Source organism: Rhizobium sp. PAMB 3182 (assembly GCF_052908355.1).
Window position 1 is genome coordinate 1,429,156 of sequence record NZ_CM128607.1, and the last position, 26,274, is coordinate 1,455,429.

30 protein-coding genes are annotated in these 26,274 nt (G+C 61.2%); 6 read left to right on the forward strand and 24 right to left on the reverse strand.

Going from position 1 to position 26,274, the window contains the following annotated elements; all coding sequences use genetic code 11:
• Positions 1-285: 285 nt before the first annotated feature.
• From ACU5AZ_RS07105 to ACU5AZ_RS07175, 15 genes are all read right to left on the reverse strand, one after another.
• A complete protein-coding gene (locus tag ACU5AZ_RS07105) occupies positions 286-1,248 on the reverse strand; it encodes a flagellin N-terminal helical domain-containing protein (protein WP_446825315.1) in 963 nt (320 codons plus the stop codon).
• A gap of 212 nt (positions 1,249-1,460) precedes the next feature.
• Entirely contained in the window at positions 1,461-2,201 is a 741-nt protein-coding gene (gene fliP, locus ACU5AZ_RS07110) for a flagellar type III secretion system pore protein FliP (RefSeq protein WP_446825316.1), read from the reverse strand.
• Positions 2,198-2,743, reverse strand: coding sequence for a flagellar basal body-associated FliL family protein (locus ACU5AZ_RS07115; protein WP_446825317.1), 546 nt, complete (start codon positions 2,741-2,743; stop codon positions 2,198-2,200). Before ACU5AZ_RS07115 ends, fliP begins: the two co-directional genes overlap by 4 nt.
• A gap of 13 nt (positions 2,744-2,756) precedes the next feature.
• Positions 2,757-3,476 (reverse strand): flagellar basal body L-ring protein FlgH, encoded by a 720-nt coding sequence (flgH, locus tag ACU5AZ_RS07120; protein ID WP_446825318.1) that lies wholly within the window; start codon positions 3,474-3,476, stop codon positions 2,757-2,759.
• On the reverse strand, positions 3,473-4,021 hold the full coding sequence (locus ACU5AZ_RS07125; protein ID WP_446825319.1) for a MotE family protein: 549 nt from the start codon (positions 4,019-4,021) through the stop codon (positions 3,473-3,475). The genes flgH and ACU5AZ_RS07125 overlap by 4 nt, the downstream gene beginning before the upstream one ends.
• Positions 4,018-5,139 (reverse strand): flagellar basal body P-ring protein FlgI, encoded by a 1,122-nt coding sequence (locus ACU5AZ_RS07130; protein WP_446825320.1) that lies wholly within the window; start codon positions 5,137-5,139, stop codon positions 4,018-4,020. The genes ACU5AZ_RS07125 and ACU5AZ_RS07130 overlap by 4 nt, the downstream gene beginning before the upstream one ends.
• Entirely contained in the window at positions 5,136-5,621 is a 486-nt protein-coding gene (gene flgA / locus ACU5AZ_RS07135) for a flagellar basal body P-ring formation chaperone FlgA (protein ID WP_446825321.1), read from the reverse strand. The genes ACU5AZ_RS07130 and flgA overlap by 4 nt, the downstream gene beginning before the upstream one ends.
• Positions 5,622-5,642: 21 nt before the next feature.
• Complete coding sequence (gene flgG / locus ACU5AZ_RS07140; protein WP_446825322.1) at positions 5,643-6,431, reverse strand: flagellar basal-body rod protein FlgG; 789 nt, start codon at positions 6,429-6,431, stop codon at positions 5,643-5,645.
• 21 nt (positions 6,432-6,452) lie between these two features.
• Positions 6,453-6,776, reverse strand: coding sequence for a flagellar hook-basal body complex protein FliE (locus tag ACU5AZ_RS07145; protein ID WP_446825323.1), 324 nt, complete (start codon positions 6,774-6,776; stop codon positions 6,453-6,455).
• On the reverse strand, positions 6,773-7,192 hold the full coding sequence (flgC, locus tag ACU5AZ_RS07150; RefSeq protein ID WP_446825324.1) for a flagellar basal body rod protein FlgC: 420 nt from the start codon (positions 7,190-7,192) through the stop codon (positions 6,773-6,775). The genes ACU5AZ_RS07145 and flgC overlap by 4 nt, the downstream gene beginning before the upstream one ends.
• 6 nt (positions 7,193-7,198) lie before the next feature.
• A complete protein-coding gene (flgB, locus tag ACU5AZ_RS07155; RefSeq protein WP_446825325.1) occupies positions 7,199-7,585 on the reverse strand; it encodes a flagellar basal body rod protein FlgB in 387 nt (128 codons plus the stop codon).
• A 36-nt stretch (positions 7,586-7,621) separates the two neighbouring features.
• Positions 7,622-8,245, reverse strand: a complete 624-nt coding sequence (locus tag ACU5AZ_RS07160) for a flagellar protein (RefSeq protein WP_446825326.1) — start codon at positions 8,243-8,245, stop codon at positions 7,622-7,624.
• The gene (gene fliI, locus ACU5AZ_RS07165) at positions 8,242-9,648 is read right to left on the reverse strand and encodes a flagellar protein export ATPase FliI (RefSeq protein WP_446825327.1); all 1,407 of its coding nucleotides are present in this window, start codon (positions 9,646-9,648) and stop codon (positions 8,242-8,244) included. The genes ACU5AZ_RS07160 and fliI overlap by 4 nt, the downstream gene beginning before the upstream one ends.
• Positions 9,649-9,662: 14 nt before the next feature.
• Positions 9,663-10,397: a flagellar basal-body rod protein FlgF gene (gene flgF / locus ACU5AZ_RS07170; protein ID WP_446825328.1), complete on the reverse strand. Its 735-nt coding sequence runs from the start codon at positions 10,395-10,397 to the stop codon at positions 9,663-9,665.
• Between the two features lie 6 nt (positions 10,398-10,403).
• The gene (locus ACU5AZ_RS07175; protein WP_446825329.1) at positions 10,404-11,183 is read right to left on the reverse strand and encodes a DUF1217 domain-containing protein; all 780 of its coding nucleotides are present in this window, start codon (positions 11,181-11,183) and stop codon (positions 10,404-10,406) included.
• A gap of 181 nt (positions 11,184-11,364) precedes the next feature.
• On the opposite strand from ACU5AZ_RS07175, the gene motA reads away from it, so the two are divergent.
• The 6 genes from motA to ACU5AZ_RS07205 all read left to right on the forward strand — a co-directional run bounded on the left by motA (position 11,365) and on the right by ACU5AZ_RS07205 (position 16,744).
• Positions 11,365-12,240 carry a flagellar motor stator protein MotA gene (gene motA / locus ACU5AZ_RS07180; protein ID WP_446825330.1) on the forward strand — a complete coding sequence of 292 codons (876 nt, stop codon included), beginning with the start codon at positions 11,365-11,367 and terminating at the stop codon, positions 12,238-12,240.
• 3 nt (positions 12,241-12,243) lie between these two features.
• Positions 12,244-13,194 carry a FliM/FliN family flagellar motor switch protein gene (locus ACU5AZ_RS07185; protein WP_446825331.1) on the forward strand — a complete coding sequence of 317 codons (951 nt, stop codon included), beginning with the start codon at positions 12,244-12,246 and terminating at the stop codon, positions 13,192-13,194.
• A gap of 73 nt (positions 13,195-13,267) precedes the next feature.
• Entirely contained in the window at positions 13,268-13,843 is a 576-nt protein-coding gene (gene fliN / locus ACU5AZ_RS07190; RefSeq protein WP_446825332.1) for a flagellar motor switch protein FliN, read from the forward strand.
• Between the two features lie 44 nt (positions 13,844-13,887).
• Positions 13,888-14,931: a flagellar motor switch protein FliG gene (gene fliG / locus ACU5AZ_RS07195; RefSeq protein ID WP_446825333.1), complete on the forward strand. Its 1,044-nt coding sequence runs from the start codon at positions 13,888-13,890 to the stop codon at positions 14,929-14,931.
• Between the two features lie 75 nt (positions 14,932-15,006).
• Positions 15,007-16,086 (forward strand): flagellar biosynthesis protein FlhB, encoded by a 1,080-nt coding sequence (gene flhB, locus ACU5AZ_RS07200; RefSeq protein WP_446825945.1) that lies wholly within the window; start codon positions 15,007-15,009, stop codon positions 16,084-16,086.
• Positions 16,087-16,294: 208 nt separating this feature from the next.
• Entirely contained in the window at positions 16,295-16,744 is a 450-nt protein-coding gene (locus ACU5AZ_RS07205; RefSeq protein ID WP_446825334.1) for a hypothetical protein, read from the forward strand.
• Positions 16,745-16,778: 34 nt separating this feature from the next.
• On the opposite strand, the gene visR is transcribed toward ACU5AZ_RS07205, so the two are convergent.
• The 9 genes from visR to ACU5AZ_RS07250 all read right to left on the reverse strand — a co-directional run bounded on the left by visR (position 16,779) and on the right by ACU5AZ_RS07250 (position 26,274).
• On the reverse strand, positions 16,779-17,528 hold the full coding sequence (gene visR, locus ACU5AZ_RS07210) for a transcriptional regulator VisR (protein ID WP_446825335.1): 750 nt from the start codon (positions 17,526-17,528) through the stop codon (positions 16,779-16,781).
• A 15-nt stretch (positions 17,529-17,543) separates the two neighbouring features.
• Positions 17,544-18,260 (reverse strand): transcriptional regulator VisN, encoded by a 717-nt coding sequence (visN, locus tag ACU5AZ_RS07215; RefSeq protein ID WP_446825336.1) that lies wholly within the window; start codon positions 18,258-18,260, stop codon positions 17,544-17,546.
• Positions 18,261-18,608: 348 nt separating this feature from the next.
• Positions 18,609-20,306 (reverse strand): flagellar basal-body MS-ring/collar protein FliF, encoded by a 1,698-nt coding sequence (fliF, locus tag ACU5AZ_RS07220; RefSeq protein WP_446825337.1) that lies wholly within the window; start codon positions 20,304-20,306, stop codon positions 18,609-18,611.
• A 210-nt stretch (positions 20,307-20,516) separates the two neighbouring features.
• Positions 20,517-20,903: a chemotaxis protein CheT gene (gene cheT / locus ACU5AZ_RS07225; RefSeq protein WP_261931197.1), complete on the reverse strand. Its 387-nt coding sequence runs from the start codon at positions 20,901-20,903 to the stop codon at positions 20,517-20,519.
• A gap of 13 nt (positions 20,904-20,916) precedes the next feature.
• On the reverse strand, positions 20,917-21,474 hold the full coding sequence (cheD, locus tag ACU5AZ_RS07230; RefSeq protein WP_446825338.1) for a chemoreceptor glutamine deamidase CheD: 558 nt from the start codon (positions 21,472-21,474) through the stop codon (positions 20,917-20,919).
• Positions 21,471-21,860: a response regulator gene (locus tag ACU5AZ_RS07235; RefSeq protein ID WP_261931199.1), complete on the reverse strand. Its 390-nt coding sequence runs from the start codon at positions 21,858-21,860 to the stop codon at positions 21,471-21,473. The genes cheD and ACU5AZ_RS07235 overlap by 4 nt, the downstream gene beginning before the upstream one ends.
• Positions 21,860-22,906: a protein-glutamate O-methylesterase CheB gene (gene cheB, locus ACU5AZ_RS07240; protein WP_446825339.1), complete on the reverse strand. Its 1,047-nt coding sequence runs from the start codon at positions 22,904-22,906 to the stop codon at positions 21,860-21,862. The genes ACU5AZ_RS07235 and cheB overlap by 1 nt, the downstream gene beginning before the upstream one ends.
• Entirely contained in the window at positions 22,906-23,811 is a 906-nt protein-coding gene (gene cheR / locus ACU5AZ_RS07245) for a protein-glutamate O-methyltransferase CheR (protein ID WP_446825340.1), read from the reverse strand. Before cheR ends, cheB begins: the two co-directional genes overlap by 1 nt.
• 162 nt (positions 23,812-23,973) lie before the next feature.
• Complete coding sequence (locus ACU5AZ_RS07250; RefSeq protein ID WP_446825341.1) at positions 23,974-26,274, reverse strand: chemotaxis protein CheA; 2,301 nt, start codon at positions 26,272-26,274, stop codon at positions 23,974-23,976.

Consider the following 26,274-nt stretch of genomic DNA (forward strand, 5'->3'; position numbering starts at 1 on the left):
TTGCCCCTGTTTATTCCGTTTGGCATCGGGACATGCCGGATTTTACTTACCGGCGAGGGTGATCTGCATCATGCCAATTAATTTGCGCCATACATAAAATTAATTCACCGCTCTGATTTGTTAACAAATGCACCGTCATGGTTAACAAAGCCTAAATGGCGACAGATTTTTCTTAATTCCCTGGTAATTTTAATTAATCCTAACGCGAAAAAGGCCGCACCCCGGGGGTACGACCTTAATTTTCGGCCTTCGAGGGGGTTTTTCGGCCCCCTTTCAGGTGATTCGTTAACGGAAGAGCGACAGCACGTTTTCAGTGTTGCTGTTGGCGATCGAGAGCGCCTGGATGCCCAGTTGCTGCTGCGTCTGCAGCGCCTTCAGCTTGGTCGACTCTTCGTTCATGTCCGCATCGACGAGACGGCCGACACCCGTGTCGATCACGTCCATCAGGTCGGAAACGAATTCCGTCTGCATGTCGATGCGCGACTTGGTGGCGCCGAGGGTGGATGCGGCGTCGGTCATGTCGGAGAGCATCGAGTCGACGGCGCTGATCATGCCTTCGACCTGATCATCGGTCGTCGTGGTGTACAGCTCGACTTCCGAACCTGCGGCGGTGTTGGTCGACGAAGCATCGATCAGGAAGTACTGGACCGTCGTCGTGCCCGTGCCGCTCGGAATGGTCGCGGTGTAGTCCTTCGTCAGCAGACCGTTATCGGCGGTCTCAGTGTCGACAAGAACCGAGTTCGCGGTGTCGAACGAGATCGTCTGCAGCGAAACGGTGCCGTCGGAACCACGGGTGAACGAGGCGACCATTTCCTTGGTGCCCGGTGCGGTCGTGGTGTCGTTATACAGCCAGTTTTCGCCGGAGAACGAAGCAGACTCGGCGATCGAGGACAGCTGCGACTTCAGTTCGGTCAGTTCCGAGTTGATCTTGTCCTTGTCGACGCCCGGTTCGCGGGCAGCAACGAGCTTGGACTTGATCTCGGTCACGACGTCGATGGCGGAGTCCATACCGGTGTAGGCGGTATCGGCCTTGGCAGCGCCCAGGCCCAGTGCGTCCTGCACGGTGGAAAGCGCTGCATTGTCCGAACGCATGGTGGTCGCGATCGACCAGTAGGCTGCGTTGTCGGACGCCGTGTCGACGCGATAGCCGGAGGAAATGTGGTTCTGCGTCTCTTCCATCTTGGAATTGATGCCACGCAGAGTATCCAGAGCCGCCATAGCGGAGTTGTTAGTCATAAGACTGGTCATGGGATCGTCCCTTGGTTACGAAATACAAAGAGGGACATACCGGACTGATTTTCCGGTCATGACGGTCCGGCATCATGCCACTTGGTTATCCAAAACCGTGCCCGTCAAGTGACCTGACAATAGGGATTCACTCCTTGCCAAGACCTTAATTTTGGCCGTCGCATTGGAGTAAGATAATATATGGTTACCAGTACTTTAAGGAGAATGGCGACCTAGGAGAAGGATCGCACCAGGCTACCAACAAGCAGGTTCCAGCCGTCGATGAGGACAAAGAACAAGACCTTGAAGGGAAGCGAGATCGACGTCGGCGGCAGCATCATCATGCCCATGGCCATGGTGATGGTGGCGACGATCAGGTCGATGACCAGGAACGGCAGCACGACCAGGAAGCCGATCTCGAAGCCGCGCCGGATCTCCGAAATCATGAAGGCCGGGATCAGCACATGATAATCGACCTTGCCGTCGGTCTCCACGACGGTCTGCCCCCGCTCGCGGGCGAGGTCGACAAAGAGGCTGAGATCCTTGTCGCGGGTGTTGGCGGACATGAAGGTCCGGAACGGCTCGGCGATCCGTCCTATCGCCTCGGCCTCAGTGATCTGGTTGGCGAGAAGCGGCTGCAGACCGTCATCCCATGACTTCTGCATCGTCGGCGCCATGACGTAAAAGGTCATGAACAGGGCGAGGCTGAGCATCACCATGTTGGAGGGAGCCGACGACAGCCCCATCCCGGAGCGCAGGATCGAAAAGGCAATCACGAAACGTGGAAAGCTGGTGACCATCACCAGGATGCCAGGCGCGATCGACAGGACCGTCAGAAGGCCGAAAGTGCGGATGATCCACGCGGCGACGGATCCATCAATCTGCGTATTCAACAGATCGGAAGGCAGCTGCTGCGCGAGCGCGACCGCCGGCAGAAGCAGCAGTCCGCTCAAGATGGAGATGAGCCGAATCATTCGAGCACGAAGGTCCTAAACAGAACCTTGGATACCCGCCCCTCCGAACGCAGGTCAACCCGCTCCTGAATATCCTCCTTGAGATATTCGAAGCCGCGCGGACCTTCGATCTGCTGCAATGAAACCGTCCTCAGATAGGCGAGGATATCCTGGTGAATGTCCTCGGCCAGGGCGACATCCGGCTTGTCCTTGAAAAGCAGCGCCACTTCCATTCGCACCCAGTTTTCAGATGGGTATGCGAGGTTGGTGGTGATCGGCTCCAGCTGGACGACGCCATTGGCCTCCGTCGAAATCTTCTCGAGCGTGTTGGGACCAGCCTCGCCTTCCGCCGACGCCTCGCCCCCTTCGGCAGCCGGTGGCGCTTCGGCCTTATTGTGTTCGGACGCCGCCTTTTCCGCGCTGAGGATCTTCTGCGCCGACATGTTGCCGATGACCCATCCTGCCCCGCCGCCGACGATCGTCAGCACGGCAAAGCCGATGATCATCTGCACCATCGCGGATTTCTTCTTCTTTCCGCCCTCTTCCTCTTCCTGCTCAGCCATGGGGATCCTCAGGTCAAAGCGGCGTGTAGACGTCGACGAGCTGCTGGCCCATCGGCGGCTGCTGGACTTCCATCAGACGACCACGTCCGCCGTAGGAGATGCGGGCCTCCGCGATCCGATCGTAGGAGATCATGTTGTCGGCGTCGACATCCTGCGGCCGGACGATACCCGCAACGTTGAGGATGCGCATTTCCTGGTTCACGCGCACCTCCTGGGAGCCGCTGATGATCAGGTTACCGTTCGGCAGCGTGCCGGTGACAACGGCAGCGACCTTCAGGTCGAGGACCTCCTTGCGGCTGATCGTGCCCTTGCCGTCGGTGCTGGTGTCGGAGCCGTAGCTCACATCGCCGTTGGAATCGGCCGGCTTGAACTTGCCGAACAGGTCAATCGCCGAGGACAAGTTCATGCCGCTCGAATTCGTGCGGCTGCGGCTCGTCGAATTGTCGAAGCTCGCCTTGTCGTTGATGGTGATCGAGACGGTCAGGATGTCGCCGACCTTCAGGGCCCGAGCATCCTTGAACAGCGCCGCCTGGGAATCGTTCCAGAGCGAGAAGCCCTGCGCCATCGGCGCGGTCTGCTGGGGATACATGACCATCTGCTGCGGCGCCTGCCCATAGGCCAGGCCGCTGCCGACCGGGCTCATTGCCGGCGCGCGATTGACCTCTTGGAACGCCTTGGTTCCGCAGCTTGCGAGGGACAGGCAGGCCAGCAGGGTCACAATAGGCTTTATCATGTCGGATTCTTCTTCTTGCCTGTGTTCGTGTCGGCCGCGCTGGAGATGATCGCGGCCACCATCGCCGCTTTCTGCGCATCCATTTCACTGAGGATGAGACTGGATTGGCGCGCAGGCAGCTGCATGATGATGGCAGCGGCGATCTGCACGTTGAGTTCAGCCAGCTGCGGCGCCGCCGCATCGGGCTTCATGTTCTTGTAGATGTCGATGAGCCCGACCTCGGCCCTTTTCAGGAAGTCGTTGCGCTTATTGAGCCAGGCCTCGTATTCGGTCTTCTTCTGTTCAAGGATCGCGATGCGGTCGTTGACGTCCGACTGCAGTTTCTCGAGCTCCTGCTTCTGGATGAGATAGCGCCGGTCGCGCGCCGCGTCGGCGATATTGGAGCAGAACTGACGGATCTCGCTGTCGGATTCGGGAAGGGGCGGCATTGCCGGCTCTTCTGCCGCGACGGCGTAGGGGATGGCGGCGAGCGCGGTGAAGAGCAGCGGCAAGCCGATCTGCCGCAGTTTTTTCCGAACCAGCTTGCTTGCAAGTATCCCCGTCATTGCAGCACCAACTCAGCCTGCAGCGCACCGGCAGACTTGATCCCCTGGAGAATGGCGATGATGCCGTCCGGCTTGACGCCGATGCTGTTCAGGCCGGCAACCAGCGTGCGCAGGTTCGGACCGTCGAGTATGGCAACCGGACCGCCCGTCTTCGAAGCCAGGATATCGGTCTGCTGCTGCGTTTCCGTCGTGCCGTCCGAGAAGGGCAAAGGCTGAATGACCTGCGGCGATTCGGTTACCTGAACCGTGAGCGTGCCGTAGCTGACGGCGACCTTCGACACCCGGACATCGGCGCCGATGACGATCGTACCGGTGCGCTCGTTGACGACCACCTTGGCCGGCGTGTCGGTCTCGACGATCAAGTTCTCGATATCCGCCATCAGCCGGGCGAGTTCGACGGTCTTCGGCTTCTCGACGACGATTTCCTGCGAATCCTGCGCCTGGGCGATCGGGCCGCCGAAACGCTTTCCGGCATAGGCGTTGATCACATCCGAGACGCGGACGGCTGTCGAGAAGTCCGGGTTCCTGAGCTGGAAGACAAGATTGACCGCATCCATGAAGCGGGAGGGCAGCTGCCGTTCGATGATCGCACCGTTCGGAATCCGTCCGGCCGTCGTCACCCCCTCGGTCACCGATGCGGCATTGCCCTGGGCGGAGAAGCCGGAGACAACGACCGCGCCCTGGGCGACCGAATAGATCTGCCCGTCGGCGCCGGTCAACGAGGTCATCACGAGCGTGCCGCCACGCAGCGACGTGGCGTCGCCGAGCGAACTGACAGACACGTCGATGCGGCTTCCCGGACTTGCGAATGGCGGCAGCGTCGCCGTCACCATGACGGCCGCGACGTTGCGCGCCGACGACTGGCCGCCCTGCGTGGAGATGCCCAGGTTCTGCAGCATAGCGCGCAGCGACTGGTCGGTGAAGGGCGAAGAGCGCAATCCGTCGCCGGTGCCCTGCAGGCCGACGACCAGACCGTAGCCGATCAGCTGGTTGTCGCGTCCGGACTGCAGCGAGGCGATATCCTTGATGCGCGAAGCGACGGCGGCAGCCGGCGCCGCGTCACCGAGGCAGACCAGAAGCGCCAGACCGAACAGGGATGCGATGCGGCCAAGTCTCATTTCGCGGCCACCTCGACGGCTCCGTCCTGCATAACCGTTCCCGACACGATGATGCCGGAATCGAGATTGCGGACGCGGATAAAATCGCCGATCGCCGCATCTTCCAGCGGCGACCCCTTGGCGGTGATGACGAGATTGCCGATCCTGACGCGCAGCTGCACCTGCGAACCGCGCTGGACCGCATAGGGTTCACGCAGGTCGGAAACGTAGATGACGTGTCCCGGCAAAACGGTCTTCTTGGCGATCATGCCGACCACCTGGCCTTCCTCGTGGGCATAGTCACCCTTGAGGTTGGGATTGGTCACCTCGACAATATCGAGCTTGGTCGCAACGATGGTCTCGCCGGGATAAATGATGGAAATCGGGATGACGGCGCGGCCCATCGCTTCCTGGGCCATGACGGCCGGGGCGAATACGAGAAAGCCTGCGCCGGCGACAAGCGCCCGCGCTCTCTTCATTCCAGTCTTCCGGCGAAACATCATGTTTGCCCTCACCTGTTCAGGTTATTTCAAGTTCTTACTGACGATCGATGCCATTTCGTCTGCCGTCTGAATGACCTTGGAGTTCATTTCATAGGCGCGCTGTGCGGTGATCAGATCGGTGATTTCGCGAACCGGGTCGACGTTCGAGGTTTCCAGATAGCCCTGCTTCACATAGGCGAAGCCCGGATCGTCCGGAGCCGCGACGATCGGGTCGCCGGAGGCCGCAGTCGCTGCGAAAAGGTTGTCGCCGAGCGGTGCGAGGCCCGCTTCGTTGACGAAGTTCGCCAAGGTCAGCTGGCCGAGTTCCGTGTAGGTCGTGTCACCACCGAGCTGCGCTGCGACGACGCCGGTCCGGCTGATCGTCACGTTGACGGCGTCATCGGGAATGGTGATCCCCGGCACGACGGCATAGCCGTCGATGGTCACCAGCTCTCCGTCGGCGTTGGTGTTGAAGGAGCCGGCCCTGGTATAGACCGTGGAACCGTCGGGATTGGCCACCTGGAACCAGCCGCGACCGATCAGCGCCAGGTCGAGCGAGTTCTCGGTCTGCGCCAGTTCGCCCTGGATGTGGATGTTGCGAACCGCGGCGGCCTGAACACCGAGACCGATGTTGGTGCCGACCGGGACGATCGCCGAGTTGCCGCTGTTGGCAACGCCCTGGCTTCTCTCCGTCTGGTAGAGAAGGTCGGAGAATTCGGCGCGGGCGCGCTTGTAGCCCGTCGTGTTGATGTTCGCGATGTTGTTCGCGATGACTTCGAGGTTCGTCTGCTGGGCGTCCATACCGGTCGCAGCAATGGCAAGCGCTCTCATATTTCAACTTCCTCGTGACGGTCAGATCTGCATCTTTGTGATTTCGAGATAGGCCGAGACGATCTTGTCGCGCACTGCCATGGCGGTTTGCAGGGATTGTTCGGCCTGCAGCATCGCATCCACCACTTCGCGGGTGTTCGCCTTGCCGTTGATACCGTCGAACGACATCTTCTCTGCATGCTTGAGGTTCTCGGTCATGTCGGTGGCCGCATCCTGCAGCGCATCCAGGAACCCCTGACCGGTCTGATTGCCGGGCGTGACGCCCTGGCTGGCCGACGCGCTGGAGTCCACATCCAGGTCGCGGCCAAACGACATGAAGTTGATCTTCTGGATACCGTCTATCATTGCGATGCCTTCAGGAGGTCGATGGTCGCCGAGATCAGGTCACGCGACTGCTTGATGGTCTGCAGGTTTGCCTCGTAGGTACGATTGGCTTCCCGCATGTCGGCCATTTCGATCAGCACGTTGACGTTCGGCATCTTGACGATCCCGCGCGAGTCCGCGGCCGGGCTGCCCGGATCGTATTCCTGGCCGAAATTCGAACGATCGACGCCGACCTTGCTCACCTTGACGAGGTCGATCCCGGACGACTTGTCCAGCTCGTTTCCGAACGTGACGGTCTTGCGGCGATAGGGATCGGCACCCGGCGTGTCGCCGGTCGAACGGGAGTTGGCAATGTTTTCAGAGACGACGCGCAATCTGGCGGACTGCACATCCAGTCCGCTTCCGGCGATCTTTTGGGCCGCGACCAAAGGATCCATGTGTTACTACCTCTTAACTGCCATCAGCATCATGCGGTGGAAGGATTTGACCAGGGCGGCGTTCAGCTCGAACTCACGGCGAATTTCGCCGCTCTTCGTCAGTTCGCCGGCGAGGCTGACGGTGTTGCCGGATTCCTTGATGCCGTCCTCGTCCGACAAGGCAGCGTCCACGACCGAGAAATTCTCGCTGACGGTGTTGCTGGAAACATGTCTGGAATTGGTGCGCGCCATGCCATTGCCTGCCTGCGTCAGGACGGCGCTGAAAGGCGTCACATCCTTGGCGACGTATTTCGGCGTGTTGGCATTGGCGATGTTGTTGGCGACGAGTTCCTGGCGGACAGACAGCCATTCAGCCTGTTTTGACGCCAGTTCAAACAGTTGGATTGGTTGCATAGGCCTAACTCCGATCTTCGGAGAAAAACTACGCAGTTAATCTTGCGTGGGACTTACGGAGACCGAAGGATGCCGGATCTGGACTTGCTCGTCGCCAATCACATCACCGTTGGAGGTGATAAGAACCCATTTGCCCTCGCGCTGTTCCAGGCTTGCCAGACGGCTGTTGTCGGGCAGAACGGAGCCGACCCGGACCATGTAGACGCCGGACCGATCCTCGATCAGAGCCTGGCCATTGGAGACGTGAAGGAGCTGAAATCCACTTTTCACCGGGAAAGGCTGATCAAGGCTCGCCGAATTGTCACGAGGGGCCACCTTCGGCACCGACGCCGTCTGCAGTGGATCGGCGTCCGGCTGCTTGTTCGATGGCGGCGCGATATTGTCGTTATCGGTCATGGCGAGCGGAGAAACGCTCAGCACCTGGCGCGGCGGCGTTTCCGGCAGGTCGCGTGTCCTTGGACCTTCCGCGACCTCAACCTTGAATTTCTCTTCGTTGAAGAAGACGTACCAAGGGAACGACGCGGCAGCGAGCGCCAAAAGGAAACCGGTTACCGCCAGCGCCCTGTCGACCTTGGATATTGTGCGAGCCGACACACGCTTCTCGCCGAACGCCTCGCCGATATCGTCGACGCGGATTTCCTCGTCCACGCTCTCCGTCATCCGTTCCCCCTCTGCCGCAGTCCGCCTTGTCCCTGCTGATTGGCGTTACCCGACTTCAGCGCAGCCGCCAGCGCCGAGAAGGCATCGGGGCAAGGCGGTTCGCCCGGCGTTTGCTTCAAGACATCGTAGATGATCGGCACCTGCTTGAGCGCCATGTCGAGTTCAGGGTCGGTGCCGGGCCGGTAGCCGCCGATCAGGCGCAGGTCCGTGGTTTCCTGGTAACGGTGGATCAGCGATTTGAGGCGCGAGACCAGCGTTTCCTGGTCCGGCGTCCAGGCCTTGCGGGCCAGTCGCGAAATCGAGGCGAGCGGATCGACCGGCGGATAGCGGCCCTCCTCCGCCAGCGTGCGGTCGAGGACGATGTGGCCATCGAGAATGCCGCGCGTGGAATCGGCGATCGGGTCGTTGTGATTGTCGCCATCGACGAGGATGGAGATGATCGCGGTGATCGTACCGGTTCCTTCCGCGCCGGGACCGGCGCGTTCGAGAAGTCGCGGCAGTTCGGTGAAGACCGACGCCGGATAGCCACGGGCGACCGGCGGCTCGCCGGACGCGGTCGCCACCTCGCGAATGGCGTGCGCGAAGCGCGTGACGCTGTCGACGATCATCAGGACGTTGTCGCCCTTGTCGCGGAAATGTTCGGCGATGGTGATGGCGCTCAAGGGTGCCATCTTGCGCAGCATCGGGCTTTCGTCGCTGGTGGCGACGACGGCGACCGCTTTCGCCATGTTGTCGCCGAGCGTATCCTCGATGAATTCACGCACTTCACGGCCGCGCTCGCCGACAAGGGCAATCACCACCTTGTCGAAGGCATCGGCCCTGGCCAGCATCGACAGGAGCGTCGACTTGCCGACGCCGGAACCGGCGAAAATGCCGAGACGCTGGCCGAGGCAGAGCGGCGAGAAGATGTCGACCGCCTTCACGCCGGTCTTGAAGCCGCTCTCGACGCGGCGGCGGGTCATGGATGGCGGCGCATTGTTGGAAATCGAGCGCTGCGCCGTCCCGACCTCAAGCGGACCCTTGCCGTCGATCGGATCGCCGAGCGCATTGATCGCCCGGCCGCACCAGCTGTCGGTCGGCGCCAACCGGAAGGCGCCCTTGCGGATGACGATATCGTGGATGGCGATCGGTTCGCCGGGCTCGATCGGGCAGACATAGACGAGCTCTGGCTCGACGCGCACGACCTCGCCAAGATGGGTACCGGTCGCCGAACGGTGGGCGACGAAATCGCCAAGCCTGACCTGACGCGACAGGCCGGATACGGTGTAGTGACCGGCCGCGATCGTCTTGACGCGTCCGCCATGGGCAATTGCGAACTCCGGGTCGGCAAAGCGATTGGCGAGCTCGGCCAGGCGGCCGAGCTTCGGTGAAATCACGTCCTTGTGAAGGAGTTCACTCCCCATCGGGCATTATCCGTTCATCGTGTTCCGGCAAGGGTCTTGATGGCTTCGTCCAAAGACGAATCGCTTTCCGTCGTCAGGGCCGCAATGTTCTCGAAGGCGCGGTTGACCTCGATCAGCTGGGTCATTTCGCGGATACCGTTGACATTGGAGTTTTCCAGATAGCCCTGCAAGATATTGCCGGCCTCTCCCTCGAGCGTCGGCCGCGGGCGATCGGTCGGTATGATGCCGCTGTTCTCGTAGCGGCTGAAGCCCTTGGTGATGTCGATGGTGAAGGTGCCGATCTTGTTGACCAGCTTGCCGTCCTGGAACACGGAACCGTCGGCGCCGACTTGCGGCGGTCCACCTTCACGGTTCAGCTGGATCGCGCCGCCGCCCGGATCGAGCACGGCATAGCCACGCGACGAGACCAGGCTTCCATCCTCGCGGATCGTGAAACGGCCGTCGCGGGTCAGCACCTGGCCGGCCGGCGTGTCGATTGCAAACCAGCCGTCACCGCGGATCGCGAAGTCGAAGGTATCGCCTGTCTGCGCAAGTTCGCCCGGACGGGTCGCCAGATAGTCGGTGCCCTGGGACACGAAGGCGATCTTGCCGCCATTGGCTTCCGCCGTCTGGCTCATGATGTCATCGAACTTGATTTCCGTTGCGCGGAAGCCCGTCGTGTTCACATTGGCAAGGTTGTCCGCGATCGTCGTCAGACGACGGTCCAGGGCAACCTGCGACGACAGCGCAACGTAAAGTCCGGTCTGCATTCGGTACTAACTCCCTCCGAGCTTCAGCGAATTGATAGATATGAGCAGGTCGGCGGAGATGCCGGAGCGGGACGAGGATCCGAAAACGGCAAGCGGGTCATAGTTGTCCGAGGGATTGTCCAGCTCCCACATTGCCGCGAAGCGTTCCAGGAACTTTCCGGTCTTTTCGGGGTCCTGGAAATCCTTCACGTCAAGGACGCGCTCGAGATAGGCCGCCTGCTGGTCGATATCGGACGCAGCCATCTCGTCGGGAAGGCCGAGTGCCGTGCGCACCACCTGCGACAGCGCTTCGTCGGCGAGGATATCCATGCCGCTATTGATGCTGGAGGCGTTGCGCTCGAAATAGAGCGCCAGGCGAACGCCGGTGTTCTCGTCTCCGGCCTCCTGCTCCAGCGTCTGGCGGATGTACTTGTCGACGACGCCCTGCTGGGCGCGGTCGAAAGCGGTGGCGGCCGTGTTGTGCTGGGCGAAGTCCAGCGAGTCGACGAGTTCGGAATAACGGTTGTCGCTCAATTGCTTGGCAAACGCCGTATCGGAGGTGTTGCCTTCCGTCAGGACCTTGCGGATGAAGGCCTTGGCGTAGCCCATGTCCTCGAGTCCGTGGGCCTTGAGCGCATAGTTGTAAAGGCGGTCGTCGGCCATGAAATCGTCGATCGATTTCACGTTGCCGATGTTCTCGAGATAATACTGGGTATCGCGCGCAACATCAGGCTCGGCGGCAACGCGTTTCAGCGACGCCGTCATGTCCTGCGTGATCAGCTTGTAGCTCGTGTAGGTCGTTGTCATCGCTTCGTCCGCCTTCCCAAATCCGGTTCGGTCCCAAAGGAGGGCAGGCTCTCAGGTTTCCGCGAAGGTGCCGCGATAGGCTTGTGCGAAACTGTCTCCCGCCCGTGCGCAAGGTACAGCCTCACGCAAGGCAGGAATCCTAGGGTTCAAAGATGTATAAATCGGTATCCGAGAGCTTAAAATGAATATCATTATCGGACTGGTCGTGACCTTCGGCTGCGTCTTTGGCGGCTACATGGCGGCCGGTGGCCATATCGATGTGCTGATTCAGCCGTTCGAGCTGGTGCAGATCGGCGGTGCCGCGCTCGGCGGCTTCATCGTCTCCAATCCGATGAAAGTCATCAAGGACAGCGGCAAGGCAATCGGTGAAGCCTTCAAATACGCGGTGCCCAAGGAACGGCATTATCTCGATACGCTCGGCGTTCTCTATTCGCTGATGCGCGATCTCAGGACGAAGTCACGCAACGAGATCGAGGCCCATATCGACAATCCGATGGAATCCTCGATCTTCCAGTCGGCTCCAACAGTCCTCAAGAACCAGGAACTGACCTCCTTCATCTGCGACTACGTCCGCCTGATCATCATCGGCAACGCCCGCTCGCACGAGATCGAGGCACTGATGGACGAAGAAATCGAAACCATCTCGCATGACAAGATGAAGTCATACGAGGCGCTGTGCGGTATCGGCGACGCCATGCCCGCCATCGGTATCGTCGCTGCCGTTCTGGGAATTATTCACACCATGGGCGCCATCAATGAGTCACCGGAAGTGCTCGGTCACCTGATCGGCGCCGCGCTTGTCGGCACCTTTCTCGGCATTCTGATATCCTACTCGGTCATCCAGCCGATTGCAGCCGCCATCAAGGGCGTGCGCTCCAAGCAGAACCGGCTCTATGTGATCGTCAAGCAGACGCTGCTCGCCTACATGAACGGCTCCGTGCCGCAGGTGGCGCTGGAATACGGACGCAAGACCATTTCCTCCTACGAGCGCCCGTCGATCGACGCCGTCGAGCAGGAGATGATGAACCCCGGCGGCGGTGGCGAAAAGGCGGCCTGATAGATGTCGGAGAACGTCGAACACAAGGAAGAGGCATTCGATCCGGCCCTGCTTGCCCGCATGGTCGGCGACCTTGGCGACACCGAAACCATCGCAAAGACCGCGGCGCAGATCGGCACGCTGTTTGCGGAATTCCTGCCCGACGTTTTCCAGAGCGAGACGGGCCGCGACATCGTCGTCGAATATGTCGGCTGCCAGACCGGCCGGCAGAACGCACTGATCGCAAATCTCGGCGACACGGTCACGCTGACCGATGTCGCCCTGCGCAGCTGGTGCCCGCATTTCGTGCTCGTGGTCGGCAACCGGCTTTCGATCGTCCTGATGGAAATGATGCTCGGCGCTGTCACTGAAAGCATCAGCGAACCGGCCGAACGGGCGCTCTCGAAGATGGAGCTCGACCTCTCCGTCACCCTGTTCGAGAAGATGGCAGGCGTGCTGAAATCAGGCGCCTGCGCGGAAAACCGCTACGAGCCGACACTGGAAAAGCCGCACAACGCCGCAAGCCGTCCGAAGCCGCTCGACGAGGACGAGGATCCGCATGCGGCCCTCATCCGGATGAGCATGGAGCTCGGTCCCGTGAAGGCGGAAATCGGCGTCATCCTTCCGCAGCGCGTGATGCTGAAGACCACGTTCGCCCTGCCCAAGGCCGGCGGCCAGGTTTCCCCGGCTCACCAGGACTGGGTCGATCGGATCAACGAGCAGGTCAAGCGCTCGCAGGTGACGCTGGAAGCCCGCATCAAACTGCAGGCCCTGTCGCTGCAGACGATCTCGAAGCTTGCGCCGGGCGACGTCATCCCGTTTCTCGACAAGAAGGACGTGCATGTCGAGGTCAATGCCAACGGCAAGGATCTCTATGTGTGCGAATTCGGGAGAGCCGGCGAGAAATACATGCTGCGGGTGAAGGACAACATTAACTCCGATGACGAACTGATCCGGCATCTGATGAACTCGTAGCACGTTCCGAATATCATGTTCAGGGACAGGCGACGCAGGCTCAGGGCAAGCTTGGAATGGAATAAGTAGCTTCATGGCACCGAAGAAAACACCGCTTGATGAAATGAACGAAGCCGGCGCAGGCAACGAAGCCGAGCTTGACGAGGCTATCGGCAATCTGCGCGGCGTGCTGCAGAGCGACGAAGCTGGCGGCCTGCCGGATATCGGCGAATTCTCCTCCGACATCGGCGGCGATCTCGGCTCCGACTTCGGCGCGGAATTTCCGGCGGCCGGCATGGGCGATGATCTTTCGGGTCTTGGTTCGGACTTCGGCAACGAGTTTGGCGGGGACATGGGCGGCAACGATTTCGGGATGATGGACGGCGGCGTCGACCAGGCGCCCGGCAGCGCACTTTCGTCGAATCTCGACCTCATCATGGACATCCCGATCGACCTGCAGATCGTGCTCGGCTCGAGCCGCATGCAGGTCTCCGGCCTGATGAACCTCGCCGAAGGCGCGACGATCGCACTCGACAAGAAGATCGGCGATCCCGTCGACATCACCGTCAACGGGCGGGTGATCGCCCGCGGCGAGATCACCGTCCTTGAAAGCGACAGCACGCGCTTCGGCGTCAAGATCATCGACGTGATCAGCACGAAGAAGACATAGCAGCGAACCGGGAAGGCATGACGCCGGACTGAAGGATAAAGACCATGATGGACTTTGACGATTTCAGCAGCAGCGCGGTCTCGACGCAGCCGCTGTCGCAGACCGAAAAGGCCGCCGCCGTGCTGCTTGCCATGGGCAAGGGCGTTGCCGGCAAGCTGCTGAAATACTTCACCCAGGGCGAATTGCAGCAGATCATCACTGCCGCGCAGTCACTGCGCAGCATTCCGCCGGACGAACTGATCAACATCGTCAACGAATTCGAGGATCTGTTCACCGAAGGCGCGGGCTTGATGGACAACGCCAAGGCGATCGAGGACATCCTCGAGGAAGGCTTGACGCCGGAGGAAGTCGACGGACTTCTCGGTCGCCGCGCCACCTTCCAGAGCCTGGAGACATCGATCTGGGACAACCTGCAGGACGCGGATCCGGCCGTCGTGTCGCGCTTCCTCTCTGCCGAGCACCCCCAGACCATCGCCTATATCCTGTCGATGATGCCGTCCTCCTTCGGCGCGAAGGTGCTGATGCGCATTCCGGAGGAACAGCGCGCCGACATCATGAACCGCACAGTCAATCTCAAATCCGTCAGCCCGAAGGCGGCGCAGATCATCGAGAACCGCGTCATGGAACTGATGCAGGAGATGGAAAGCGATCGGAACTCGACTGGTTCGGTCAAGGCCGCCGAACTCATCAACGAAATGGAAAAACCACAGGTCGAAAGCCTGCTGCAGAACCTCGAAACGATCTCGGCGGACACCGTCCGCAAGGTTCGTCCGAAGATCTTCCTCTTCGAAGACATCCTCACCATGCCGGCCCGCGGCCGCGCCATGCTTCTCAACGAGATCGCCGGCGACGTGCTCACTCTGGCGCTGCGCGGCGCCTCTCCGGAAATCGCGGAATGCGCACTGTCCGCCATCAGCCCGCGCCAGCGCCGCATGATCGAATCCGATCTTTCCACAGGCACGGCCGGCGTAAATCCGCGCGAAATCGCCATGGCGCGCCGTACGGTCGCCCGCGAAGCATTGCGGCTTGCGGACGCGAACCAGATACAGTTGAAAGAAGAGGGTGAAGGCGGCGCTGCCGCCGCCTGATTCGGCTGACGGGCAGGCCTACGGCATAGCCGGGGTGTCTGGTGCTTGTCACCGGCTCTCTGAGAGGACCGAGCCCTGTCTGAAGATCAGGACAAAGACAGTAAAACAGAAGACCCGACGGAGAAGAAAATCCGTGATGCCATGGAGAAGGGCAATACGCCCTTCTCGCGGGAGGCGACCCTGTTTGCCGCGGCGCTCGCCGTCTATGTCTACCTGATCTTCTTCCTGCCCACCGGCATGCTCCGGCTCGGAGAATCGCTCAAGGACTTCTTCGGCCAGGCCGATCAGTGGCGCGTCGAGACCGGGCCGGACGTCACCTCGATCTTCGCCTTCATCGGCCGCGCCACGGCCGGTGTCATCGTGCCGGCCTTCCTTCTGCTCATGATCTTCGGGCTGGGTTCCTCGATCCTGCAGAACCTGCCCTCGCCGGTGCTGGAGCGCATCCGCCCGCAATGGTCGCGAATTTCGCCAGCCGCGGGACTGTCGCGCATCTTCAGCGTGCCGGGCTTCGTGGAGTTCGGAAAGTCGATCTTCAAGATCGTGGTCGTGGCGGTGATCATGTTCTTCGTCCTGAAGGGCGAATATTTCTCGTCCATCGATGCCATGTTCTCCGACCCGCAGGTCATCTTCGTGAAGATGGCCAACATCATGCGGCGGATCATGGTCGTCATCCTGCTGGCGACCGCGGTGCTGGCCGCCATCGACATCTTCTGGACGCGCCATCACTGGTACGAAAAGCTGAAGATGACGAAGCAGGAGGTCAAGGAAGAACACAAGCAGTCCCAGGGCGATCCGATCGTCAAGGCGCGCCAGCGGTCGATCGCCCGCGACCGCGCCCGCCGCCGAATGATGGACAACGTTTCCCGCGCCACGCTGGTCATCACCAACCCGACGCACTATGCCGTCGCCCTGCGCTATGTGCGGGCCGAAAACGACGCGCCGGTGGTCGTCGCCAAGGGCAAGGACCTGATCGCGCTGCGTATTCGCGAGATTGCGACGCAGAACGAAATTCCGATTTTTGAAGATCCGCCGCTCGCCCGTTCCATGTTTGCGCAAGTCTCGGTGGATAGTGTCATCCCATCAGTCTTCTACAAGGCTGTCGCGGAACTCATTCACCGGGTCAACGCCGCAAAGATGCGGAACAGACGCCGGTAGAGCCACGAGGTTCAGCGGCAGCTTCCCAGGCGGAGCAGCGGCATGAACGAGCAATGGCAGCAGGCAATATTTTGCGGTCTTCCGGCCTTCCCGGACCACCACGGCGACGGATCGCCCTGCTGCATGCCCGCGTTCTGAACGCGGGCCTCTCCGGCACATTAATCCTTAAAACCCTTATTTCTCCACTTTACGAAACGGTCGGCTCTCCATGAGAAAATGCCCATACTCCGCCGAAAGAGAAAAGATCATTGCCGAAGCGATCAGCCCGGTTGCGACGGAATTGAGAATGATCGAAGTGGCCAATCTCGTCGCCTATCTGCACCTCGAGTGCTACGGCAACCTGTCGGACCTCGTATCATCGGCGGCCGAGCTGTATTTCCATCCGGGCACCGTCAATCTCGGCATGGGCGGCGATTACAAGATGGACTGGAACAGCGTTCCGGAAGTCACGCTCGACCTGGAGATCAAGGCCACGGGCGTTACCGCCTATACGCGTCTTTGCCTGACGGACAAGCTCGCGGGCGTGGAACTGACCCATATCGCCTTCCAGAACCCGGCGACCGATCCGCACACCAACACGATGTTCCTGCAGAAAGCGCTGAACGACTGCAAGTTCGTGAAGTCCGCGGAGCCGCCACCGCAGGCGATCGCCTGCTGACGGCAAGGTGCCCCTCCGGCGAAAATCCTGATGATCAGCTGATGTAGCCGAGGCGGATGGCCTTGGCGATTGCCTGGATCCGGTTGACCGAGTCGAGCTTCACGGTGGCCGAGCCAAGATAGGCATTGACCGTGTGCACCGACAGCCCCAGCCTGTCGGCGATCTCCTCGCTGATGCGGCCGTCTCCCGCAAGCTGCAGGCAGGCCACCTCGCGTTCCGACAGAACCTCCGACGGCGCGGCGCGGCGTTCGTCCTGGCCCAGCAGTTCCATCATGATCAGGCAGCACTTCTCGTGCAGGTCGATCAGCACGTCGCTGCTGATGTCGATGTAGTTGGCGGCGAAAATGACGAAGCCGTTGCCGATGGCTCCGAGCCGGACGGGAAAGGCGACGCCGGAAAACGGCAGGAGACGCGCCTTCAGGCGGACGACGAACGGTCCCGCGTCCGGCGCTTCCGCCGAACTGCTTTCGTCCGCGCCGTTCCAGAGAAGCGGCAGGAGGGAACTCTCGATATGCGCCAGCAGGATGTCACCGTAAGCGGCGACGAACTGGGCGGAATAATTCTGGTCGACAGATCCCCAGTTCTCCATCTCGCAGAAGAGGCTGCGCTTGCCCGGCTGGCTGCCGCCGATGATGCGGAACACGGCACTGTGGCGGGCTTTCACCATGCGCTGCATGGTGACGAGATCGGGGAAAAGGTCCGAGCGGCTGGCCGCCGAGCGCGTCGTACGGTTCGGTCGCAAGTCGCCATAGAGCATACGCTTCTTTTCGGGCAAATATTCCATTACGCCCTCCCCGCTTCACACCAGATTGTTGCGGACCGCATAGGCGATCGCTTCCGACCGCGTCTTCGTCGCGGTCTTTCGCATAACGCTGGTGATGTAGTTGTTGATGGTGTTGCGCGAGATGCCGAGGATGACGGCGATCTCGTCACTCGTCTTGCCTTCGGATATCCAGAAGAGACACTCGATCTCGCGCTCGGTCAGTTCGAAGTCGCGTTCCTGCCGGGTGCTGAAATTGTCGGCGACGCTGAAGAAGTAGCCCGTCAGCAGGCCGATGTTGCGCAGACGCTCCGGCGACAGGATCATGCCGTCGCGGTAGAGCAGCATCAGCGAAAGCCGCGTGCGCCCGACATTCAATGTCATGCTGCAGAACTCGCGGCTGAGCCCGGTTCCGATCACCGCATCTTCCGGCAGCAATGCAAAGGCGGGCTGGAAAAGCGAGAGGCACTTGTCGAGTTCGGTCGAGCGGGCATAGACGCCGGCCAGTTCCGTCGCCAGGCGGCGGACGAGATCGAAGGGCCAGTCCGAGGAGACGATGAAGTCGAGGCCCTGCTCCTGGACGAGATCGTAGCGGGCCAGGAGAAAGCAGGAAGCGCCGACATGCTGGGTGAGATAGCGCAGACCGGTGGCGATGTCGGAGGAAACAGCAAGTTGGGCCAGCTTGTTGACGAGTTCTTCCTTCGTGTCGACCCGGCCGACACCCGCCTCCGCACCAAGGGGATCAGTCTCGTTCACAGTTCTGTCCCACTGTCCCATGTTCCCGCCTCAGCTGAATATTGAACTCCACCCGCAAGCCACGCTCAGCCTCATTGCCACCTGTCGCCGCCCTCTTCCCTCCAGCGACAAAAGTCCGAATCCATAATCGAATCACCGTATTGTAGGACGATCTCGATCAAAGGCCAGATTTGCGTTTGAGGCTTCCTCCGCATTCACCGGACGGCCAAGCAGCCATCCGAACCCAAAATTCCATCATTGACAAATGATAGGCCACTTGCGGCGCCATCACAAACGAATTCCCGGCCAATCCACCGCCGAAGGCTCGCCGGCGACGTGCCGGCAATCCGTTGTCCGTAAAGTGCCGCGTCACGCCGCCTCATCGATCGCCCACTTGCGCAGGATCTTCGCGGCCCGCTCTTCGCTGATTTCGACCATGCGCGACAGGCGCCGTTCCGGACCTTCCTTGACCTTGCGGTTGAAGCCGCCGCCTTCGGTGTCCATGGTGAGCAGGTCTTCGGTGCTGTCGAAGCCGAAGTCGGAGCCGAAGCCTTCCATGAGCGCGCCGGGACCAGCCGCCGTGTCGCCGAGGGCCGGCGAAAAGTCGGGCAGTTCGAGACCGAGGTCCTCTTCCAGGCCAGCCTGGTTGATGCCCGCCTGGCCGCCGACGCCGATCGACTTCAACAGTGGGCGGAAGCCCATCCAGACAACCAGGAACGCCACCAGGACGAAGGCCGCGGAGTTGATGATGCCGGCGAGGTTGCGGCTCAGCATATCCATCACGCCAGGTGCCGCCGATTCGTCGTTCAGCAGTTCGTTCTCCATGAAGTCCATGGCGGTGATCGTCACGACGTCGCCGCGCTCGACGTCGAGGCCGGCAGCGGACGTCACGATCTTCTGCATCTCGGCAAGATAGGCATCGATCTTCGCCTGATCGGCCGGCTGGCCGACCATCGCGGCGATCCGGTTCTTGTTGACGACAACAGCGACCGACATCTTCTCGACCCGGTAGCCGTTGCGGACCGTCGCGATCGTCTTGCTGTTGATCTCGTAGTTGGTCTGCTCTTCCTTCTTGTCCTGCTGATCGGACGATTCCGGACCGGAGCCACCATTGGCATTGGCAGCCTGCGGGACGTTCTGCTCGACGGTGGCCGCGGTGTCGGCCTGCTTCTGCAAGGACTTCTGCGTGTCCTTGGTGACGCGGATGGAGCGCTCGACCTTCGATTCGGGATCGTAGGTGGTCTCCTGGATCTGCTGGGTGTCGGTGTTGACGGCGACGGTCACACTGGACCGGAAATTGTCGAGCCCGAGGAACGGCGCCAGCGCCTTGTCGATGTTGGATTCAACTTCGCTCTGGACATTCTCGGCAACACCGAGATTGCGGCCGAGACCGTTGTCCCCGCCTTCCGTACCGGAAGCCAGCAACTGGCCGGCCGAATCCAGAACGGTCACGTCATCGACTTCAAGGCCTGGCACGGAAGCCGCGACGAGATGGCGAATGGAAGGGGCCACCTTGCGGCCAGTCGACGAGCTGGCGCGGATCATGACGGAAGCTGTCGGTTTCTGCTCGCCGCGGCGGAAATTGCCGATGTCGGCCATGACGATGTGGACACGGGCAGCCGTGATGCCGTTGATGGCCTGGACCGTGCGGGCGATTTCGCCTTCGAGTGCACGCACACGCGTCACTTCCTGCATGAAGGATGTCAGGCCCAGCGATCCGACATTGTCGAAGAGTTCGTAGCCGGCATTAGAGCTGTTCGGCAGGCCGCGTTCGGCCAAGAGCAGCCGGGCCCTGCCCGTCATGCCCGCCCGGACCGAAATGCTGGAGCCATCGGCGCCGATCTCGAAATCGACGCCGGATTCGGCAAGTACGAGGCTGATCTGATTGAGGTCCTGCGCATCCAGGCCGATATACAGGTTTTCGTAGGCAGGCTTGTTCACGAAGAAGGCGGCGGCAAGCACGAGCGCCAGTGAGACGATGCCGATGCCAGCGAGCGCGAAGAGCCGCGCTTTGCCAAGAGAGGCTAGGTTACGAAGTACCTGGGGTAACTGGTTCAACAGATTCATTCTGTTCTCACGCTAGAAAACTGCAAGCGGCCGCTATTGGATCGCCTGGAACACTATGCAGTGAAACTTGCGCGAGCGTTTCGGGTGACTGGCCGGCGAACAACGCACAGAGCCGGAAACAGGAAACGGCGCCCGAAGGCGCCGTTTTCAAAGGGATTTCATTGTTCGCTCTAGGCCTATACGACCCAATCGCCTGCGCCCGACGGCAGGCTAGAAGAGATCGCAGTCACCGACCGCCTTGGTCAGCGGCTGGGAATGGCCGTGACGGATCGCGCCGCCAAGCGCCCTCTGCATGTCGGCAAGCTTCACGAGGTTCAGCGCAGTCGCCAGGTCGACGAGCAGACCCTCGGGGATCGAGGCCGTCACCGTATCGATGAATTCGGCCAGTCCACGCGTCTTCTGCACGGCCAGATCGATGCCCTGCAGGACCTTCATGCAGTCCGGATGCTGCATGAAGTCGACGCCGGCAAGTTCGTGCAGCTGCGGCTCGATGCGCTCGATGAGATAGGCAACGTCATGCAGTTCAGAAACCACACGCATGAGAACGTCCGGCAGTGCATCCTCATAGGCTTTTTCGTCGGTGTTACTGACCTGCATTGGACCCTCGTTCTCAGAAAAATTCGATTGAGTTGTCGACCGGCTTCGGCGCGACAACCGGGCGACGCTGTTCCAGCGCGACCGTCTTTTGGGTTTCGGCACCTGTCAGCGGATGCTGGCGCGCACGGCCGCTGATCGGCCAGTATTCGAGTTTCCGGCCGTGGTCCCCGCCTGTCGACGACCCGACGATCGGAATGCCTTCATCCTTGAGGAACTGGGTGGCGAAAGCCGCGTTCTGCTCGCCGACATTGGAGAAGGAGGCAATGGTCTTGGCGCCGCCAAAGATCTTCGCTTCCAGGCGGTCGCGCCGTGCGCCCGCCTTCAGCAAGCCGTTGATCAGCAATTCCATCAAATGAACGCCATAGCGGGTGGCGTCGCCACCGGCGGCCAGGGACGCAGCATTTCCCGGAAGGAGGAAATGGTTCATGCCCCCGACGCCGGCGACCGGATCACGCATGCACGCAGCCACGCACGAGCCCAGAATGGTCGTCAGGACGACATCCGGATCATTCGAGATTTTGTACTCGCCTTGAATTATGTGGACTCGTTTGACTGGTGCGTCGAGTGTCATTTAAGCGCTCCGAATACCGCTTCGATCGAGGCTTTCATCTTTTCGATGGTGAACGGCTTCGCCAGGACGTTGTTGGCACCGAGCTGGGCAGCCTTCTGCACCAGTGCACGGTCGCCCTGCGCCGTCAGAATGATGAACGCGGCCTTCTTCGTCGCCGGATTGCTGCGCACGGCCTGGAGCAGCCCGAGCCCGTCCATCTTCGGCATGTTGAAGTCCGAAATCACGAGGTGATGCGGCTGCTGCTGCATGATCTTCATGCCCTGCTCGCCATCGCCTGCGGCCGTGATCTGCTTGAAACCGAGCTGGGTCAAAGCATCACTCAACAACAGGCGGCTCGTGACCTGATCGTCGACGATCAGCACTTTTATCTTTTCCGCTAGCGACATTATTCTATCCCTTCCTTCCGGGCGGCTGTCATTTTCAATATCTCTTCCCCTATGGAGCCAAGGGGGAGCTGCTGCTCTACGGCTCCAATCTCGTAGGCAACTCTCGGCATTCCATAAACCACGCAAGTCTTCTCGTTCTGGCCGATGGTACTGGCACCCGCACGGCGCATCGCCAGAAGTCCGTTTGCTCCGTCGCGACCCATGCCGGTCAGGATGACACCGACGGCCTTGCGGCCGGCGATCTCGGCGACCGAGTTGAACAGGACGTCGACGGATGGCCTGTGACCGTTCACGGGGCCGCTGTCAATCAGCCGGCAGCACGGTGCCGACGGATTGACGATCTGCAGGTGACGCTCGCCTCCCGGTGCCAGGTAGATCTTGCCGATCTCCAGCCGGGCTCCGTCTGTTGCTTCGGTGACGACCGGCGCGCAGAGACGGTTCAGGCGTTCGGCGAAGCTTGTGGTGAACGTCCCCGGCATATGCTGGGTGATCACCGTCGGCGGGCAATTGGCCGGAAAGTTCTGCAGCACCGTGATCAGGGCTTCGACACCGCCAGTCGAGGATCCGATCGCGACGATCTTGCGACCTACATGATATTCGGAGACGGCGCGCGGAGGCTGCGGCTGCGGCGCGGCCGTACGGATGTAACGATGCTGCGAGCGGGCGGCGGCCTTGACCTTCTCTGCAAGATCGAGGAACGGCACGCGCTCGCCGGGCGCCGGCTTGCCGACGCAGTCGAAAGCGCCGATTTCAAGGGCGGCCAGCGTGGCGCCGGCACCGCGATGGGTCATCGAGGAGACCATGATGACCGGCATCGGCCGGAGCTTCATGATCTTTTCCAGGAACTCCAGGCCGTTCATGTTCGGCATCTCGATGTCGAGCGTAACGACATCGGGGTTCAATTGCTTGATGGCCTGGCGGGCTTCCATCGCATCGCCGGCCTGGCCGATGACGGAGACTTCCGGATCGGCATTCAGGACGGCGGTGATCAAACCGCGCATGGTCGGTGAATCATCGACGACGAGGACACGTGCGGGCATGCTCATTAGCTTTTCCTCCCGCCCTTGCCGATATAGCGATATGTGGTGATGCCGATGTTGTCGAATTCGTCCTTGGCGGGACCCGACACGCGCTCGGAATGACCGATGTAGAGATGGCCGCCGAGCGGCATGAGGCCGGCGAACCGGTTCCAGATCTTCACCTGCGTCGGCTCGTCGAAATAGATGACGACGTTGCGGCAGAAGATGACGTCGAACTGCCCCTTGAACGGCCATTGCGCCATGAGGTTCAGCTCGTTGAAGGTGATCAGCTTCTTGACGCGGTCGTCGATCTGCAGTTTGCGGCGGCCGTTGACATCGACGTCCTTGAACCACTGGCGGCGCATTTCCGGCGAGATCGTATCGGCGGACGAATGGTCATAGGCGCCGGCCCTGGCGATCGCCAGAATCTTCGGATCGATATCCGTCGCAAGGATGCGGAAGTCGTAATCGGCGATGTTCGGCGCCATAGCCAGAACGGTGAGCGCAATCGAATAGGGCTCCTGCCCGTCCGAACAGGCCGCCGACCAGATCCGCACCCGGCCGCCCGACTTGGCGCGCTGGATGAGGTCCGGCAGGACATCGGCCTTCAGATGATCGAAATGATGGTTCTCGCGGAAGAACTTCGTGAAGTTCGTCGTCAGGTGCGACAGCATCTCGCGGCGCTCGGGCGCTCCCTGTTCGGAAGACACGAGTTCGCAATATTCGCGGAAACCGCTGAGCCCCAGATTGCGGATGTGCTTGGACAGCCGCGAATAGACGAGCGACGCCTTCGTCTCATTGAGGAAGATGCCGGCATCCGCATAGATCATTGCCGCGATTTCGGTCAGGTCGCGCCGGGTCAGCGGATATTCACCGCTGGCCAGGACATCGTCCGCCGACTGCCTTGTATCAGAAGCACGCACTAAACTCATACGATCACACTTCCCATGCCGTCGTTGCCGATTCGGCTGCTTGGAGGCCTGTTTCTGGTCGCGACACCCAACGCCCGCGCTGCGGACGAGGTCCGGTGCGCATCAAACCGATGCCCCGCGGCACCGCTTGTCGTTGTTGCTGACGTCGAGACCATTGTCATATCACCCTGCCGCTGCCATCGCGTTCGCGCTGAGTGACTGTCCCCGGGATGCGGCGCAGACTGCGTCCACATCGAGAATGAGAGCCACCCGGCCGTCTCCAAGGATCGTCGCAGCGGCGATCCCGGGTACATGCGTGTAATTTGCCTCAAGACTCTTAATAACCACCTGACGCTGGCCCTGGATCGCATCGACCATGAGCGCGCGCTGTCCGCCACTCTCGGATTCGACGAGAAGCGCCACGCCCTCGACCGGGTCCGCGCTGGTGGCGCGGTAGTTCAGGATGCGGCCGACGTCGACCAGCGGGCAGAAGCCGTCACGGATCGAGAGCAGGCGATGGTTGGAGCCGTAGGAGTGAATGGACTTCGCCTCCGGCTGCAGCGTCTCGACGATGGCCGTCAGCGGCACGACGAGGGTCTGGCCGGCAACCGTGACGACCATGCCGTCGAGGACGGCGAGCGTCAGCGGCAGGCTCATGGTGAAGACGGAGCCCTTGCCAGGCGTCGACGAGATCGAGATACGGCCGCCAAGAGCCTGGATGGAGCGCTTGACCACATCCATGCCGACGCCGCGTCCGGAAATGTCCGAGATCTTGTCGGCGGTCGAGAAGCCCGGCAGGAAGATCAGGTTGTCGATCTCCTCATCGGAGAGCGGCGTTTCGGAGGTGATCAGATCGTTGTCGATCGCCTTCTGGCGGACGCGCTCGCGGTTGATGCCGGCGCCGTCGTCGGCAAGCTCGATCAGGATGCGGCCCGAACGATGCTTTGCGGTCAGGCGGACGGTGCCTTCCGGGTTCTTGCCGGCGGCTTCGCGCTTCTCAGGTGTTTCCACGCCGTGGTCTACGGCGTTACGGATCATGTGCGTCAGCGGCTCGGCCAGCTTGTCGATGACCGTCTTGTCCACTTCGGTATTTTCACCCTCGGTGATCAGGCGGATCTGTTTGCCGGTCATGTCGGCCACTTCGCGCACGATGCGCGACATGCGCTGGAAGACCGGCTTGACCGGCTGCGCGCGGATGGCCATCACGCTGTCCTGGATCTCGCGGGTGAGCTGCTGCAGCTCCTCGAGACCCATGTTCATCGAATTGGTGCCGGAGGCGTCGTTCTCGATGACGCTCTGAGAGAGCATCGCCTGGTTGATAACGAGCTCGCCGACGAGGTTGATCAGGCGATCGACGCGGTCGAGATCGACGCGGATCGTCTGGGCGACACCGGCGCCGGCGGAGTTCTGTGCCTGGGCGGCAGCCGCAAGCGCGGCGGCCTTTTCAGCCTCGGATGTCGAGGATGCGGTCTGGCGGACGACGTCGCGCGCCGTCTGTGCCGCAGCAATGGCGTCGGCGATCGGGGCTGCGATGGGCGCTGCGGGAGCCGGGCGAACCGGCTCGACAACGGTCTCCATTACCGGCGCTTCATCTTCTTCGTCGGCGCCATCAAGGGCGGACAGATCGAAGGGAACCGGAACCATCGGGAGTTCGGAGGCATCGTCCTCGGCGTCGACGGCATGGGCCGTTATCTCGAGATCACAATCCCACTCGGCGAATTCGAAGACTGTGCGGATGCCTTCTTCGCCCTTCTCCGTTTCGATGGAAATATCCCAATGGAAGTAGGCACCTTCCGGATCCATCTGGTCGAGAACCGGAAGAGATTCCATGTCGCAGCGGATGCTCATTGCGCCGATGCGGGACAGATCGCGCAGCAGAAGGGCCGCTTCATTGCCCTTGTTGTAAAGTTCGGCGCGCGGCTTGAACTTCACATCGAAGGACGGAACCGGTGCGGACGCTTCCTCATCGCCGCCGAAATCGTCGAAGGAGAACGGGATCGGCGCGAAGCCTTCCTCACCAACTGACGGCTGTGGAGCAGCGGCCGGAGCTGGCTTGGGTGCAGGTGCAGGCGTCGGCGCGGCGGCGGAGGGTGCTGGCATTTCCCCCTTGGCGAGCGCCTCGAGCTCCTTGACGAGACCCGTGCTTCGGCTCGGGTCGACGCTTCCGCCGTCACGGGCAGCCGTGGTCAGGTCGGCAAGCACGTCGGCCGACTTGAGCATCACCTTCATGACGTCCAGGTTGGGCTCAAGCTTGTTGGATCGAACGCAATCAAGAGTGGTCTCGAAAACATGCGCGAAAGCCACCAGATCATCGAGGCCGAACGCGCCCGCGCCGCCCTTGATCGAATGGACGGCCCGGAACACGGCATTCACCGTTTCGGGATCACGATCGCCATCATTCATCTTCAGGAGACCGGATTCCAGTTCTGCGAGCTGCTCTTCGCACTCCTGGAAAAAGATCTCTTTGATTTCGTTCATATCCAT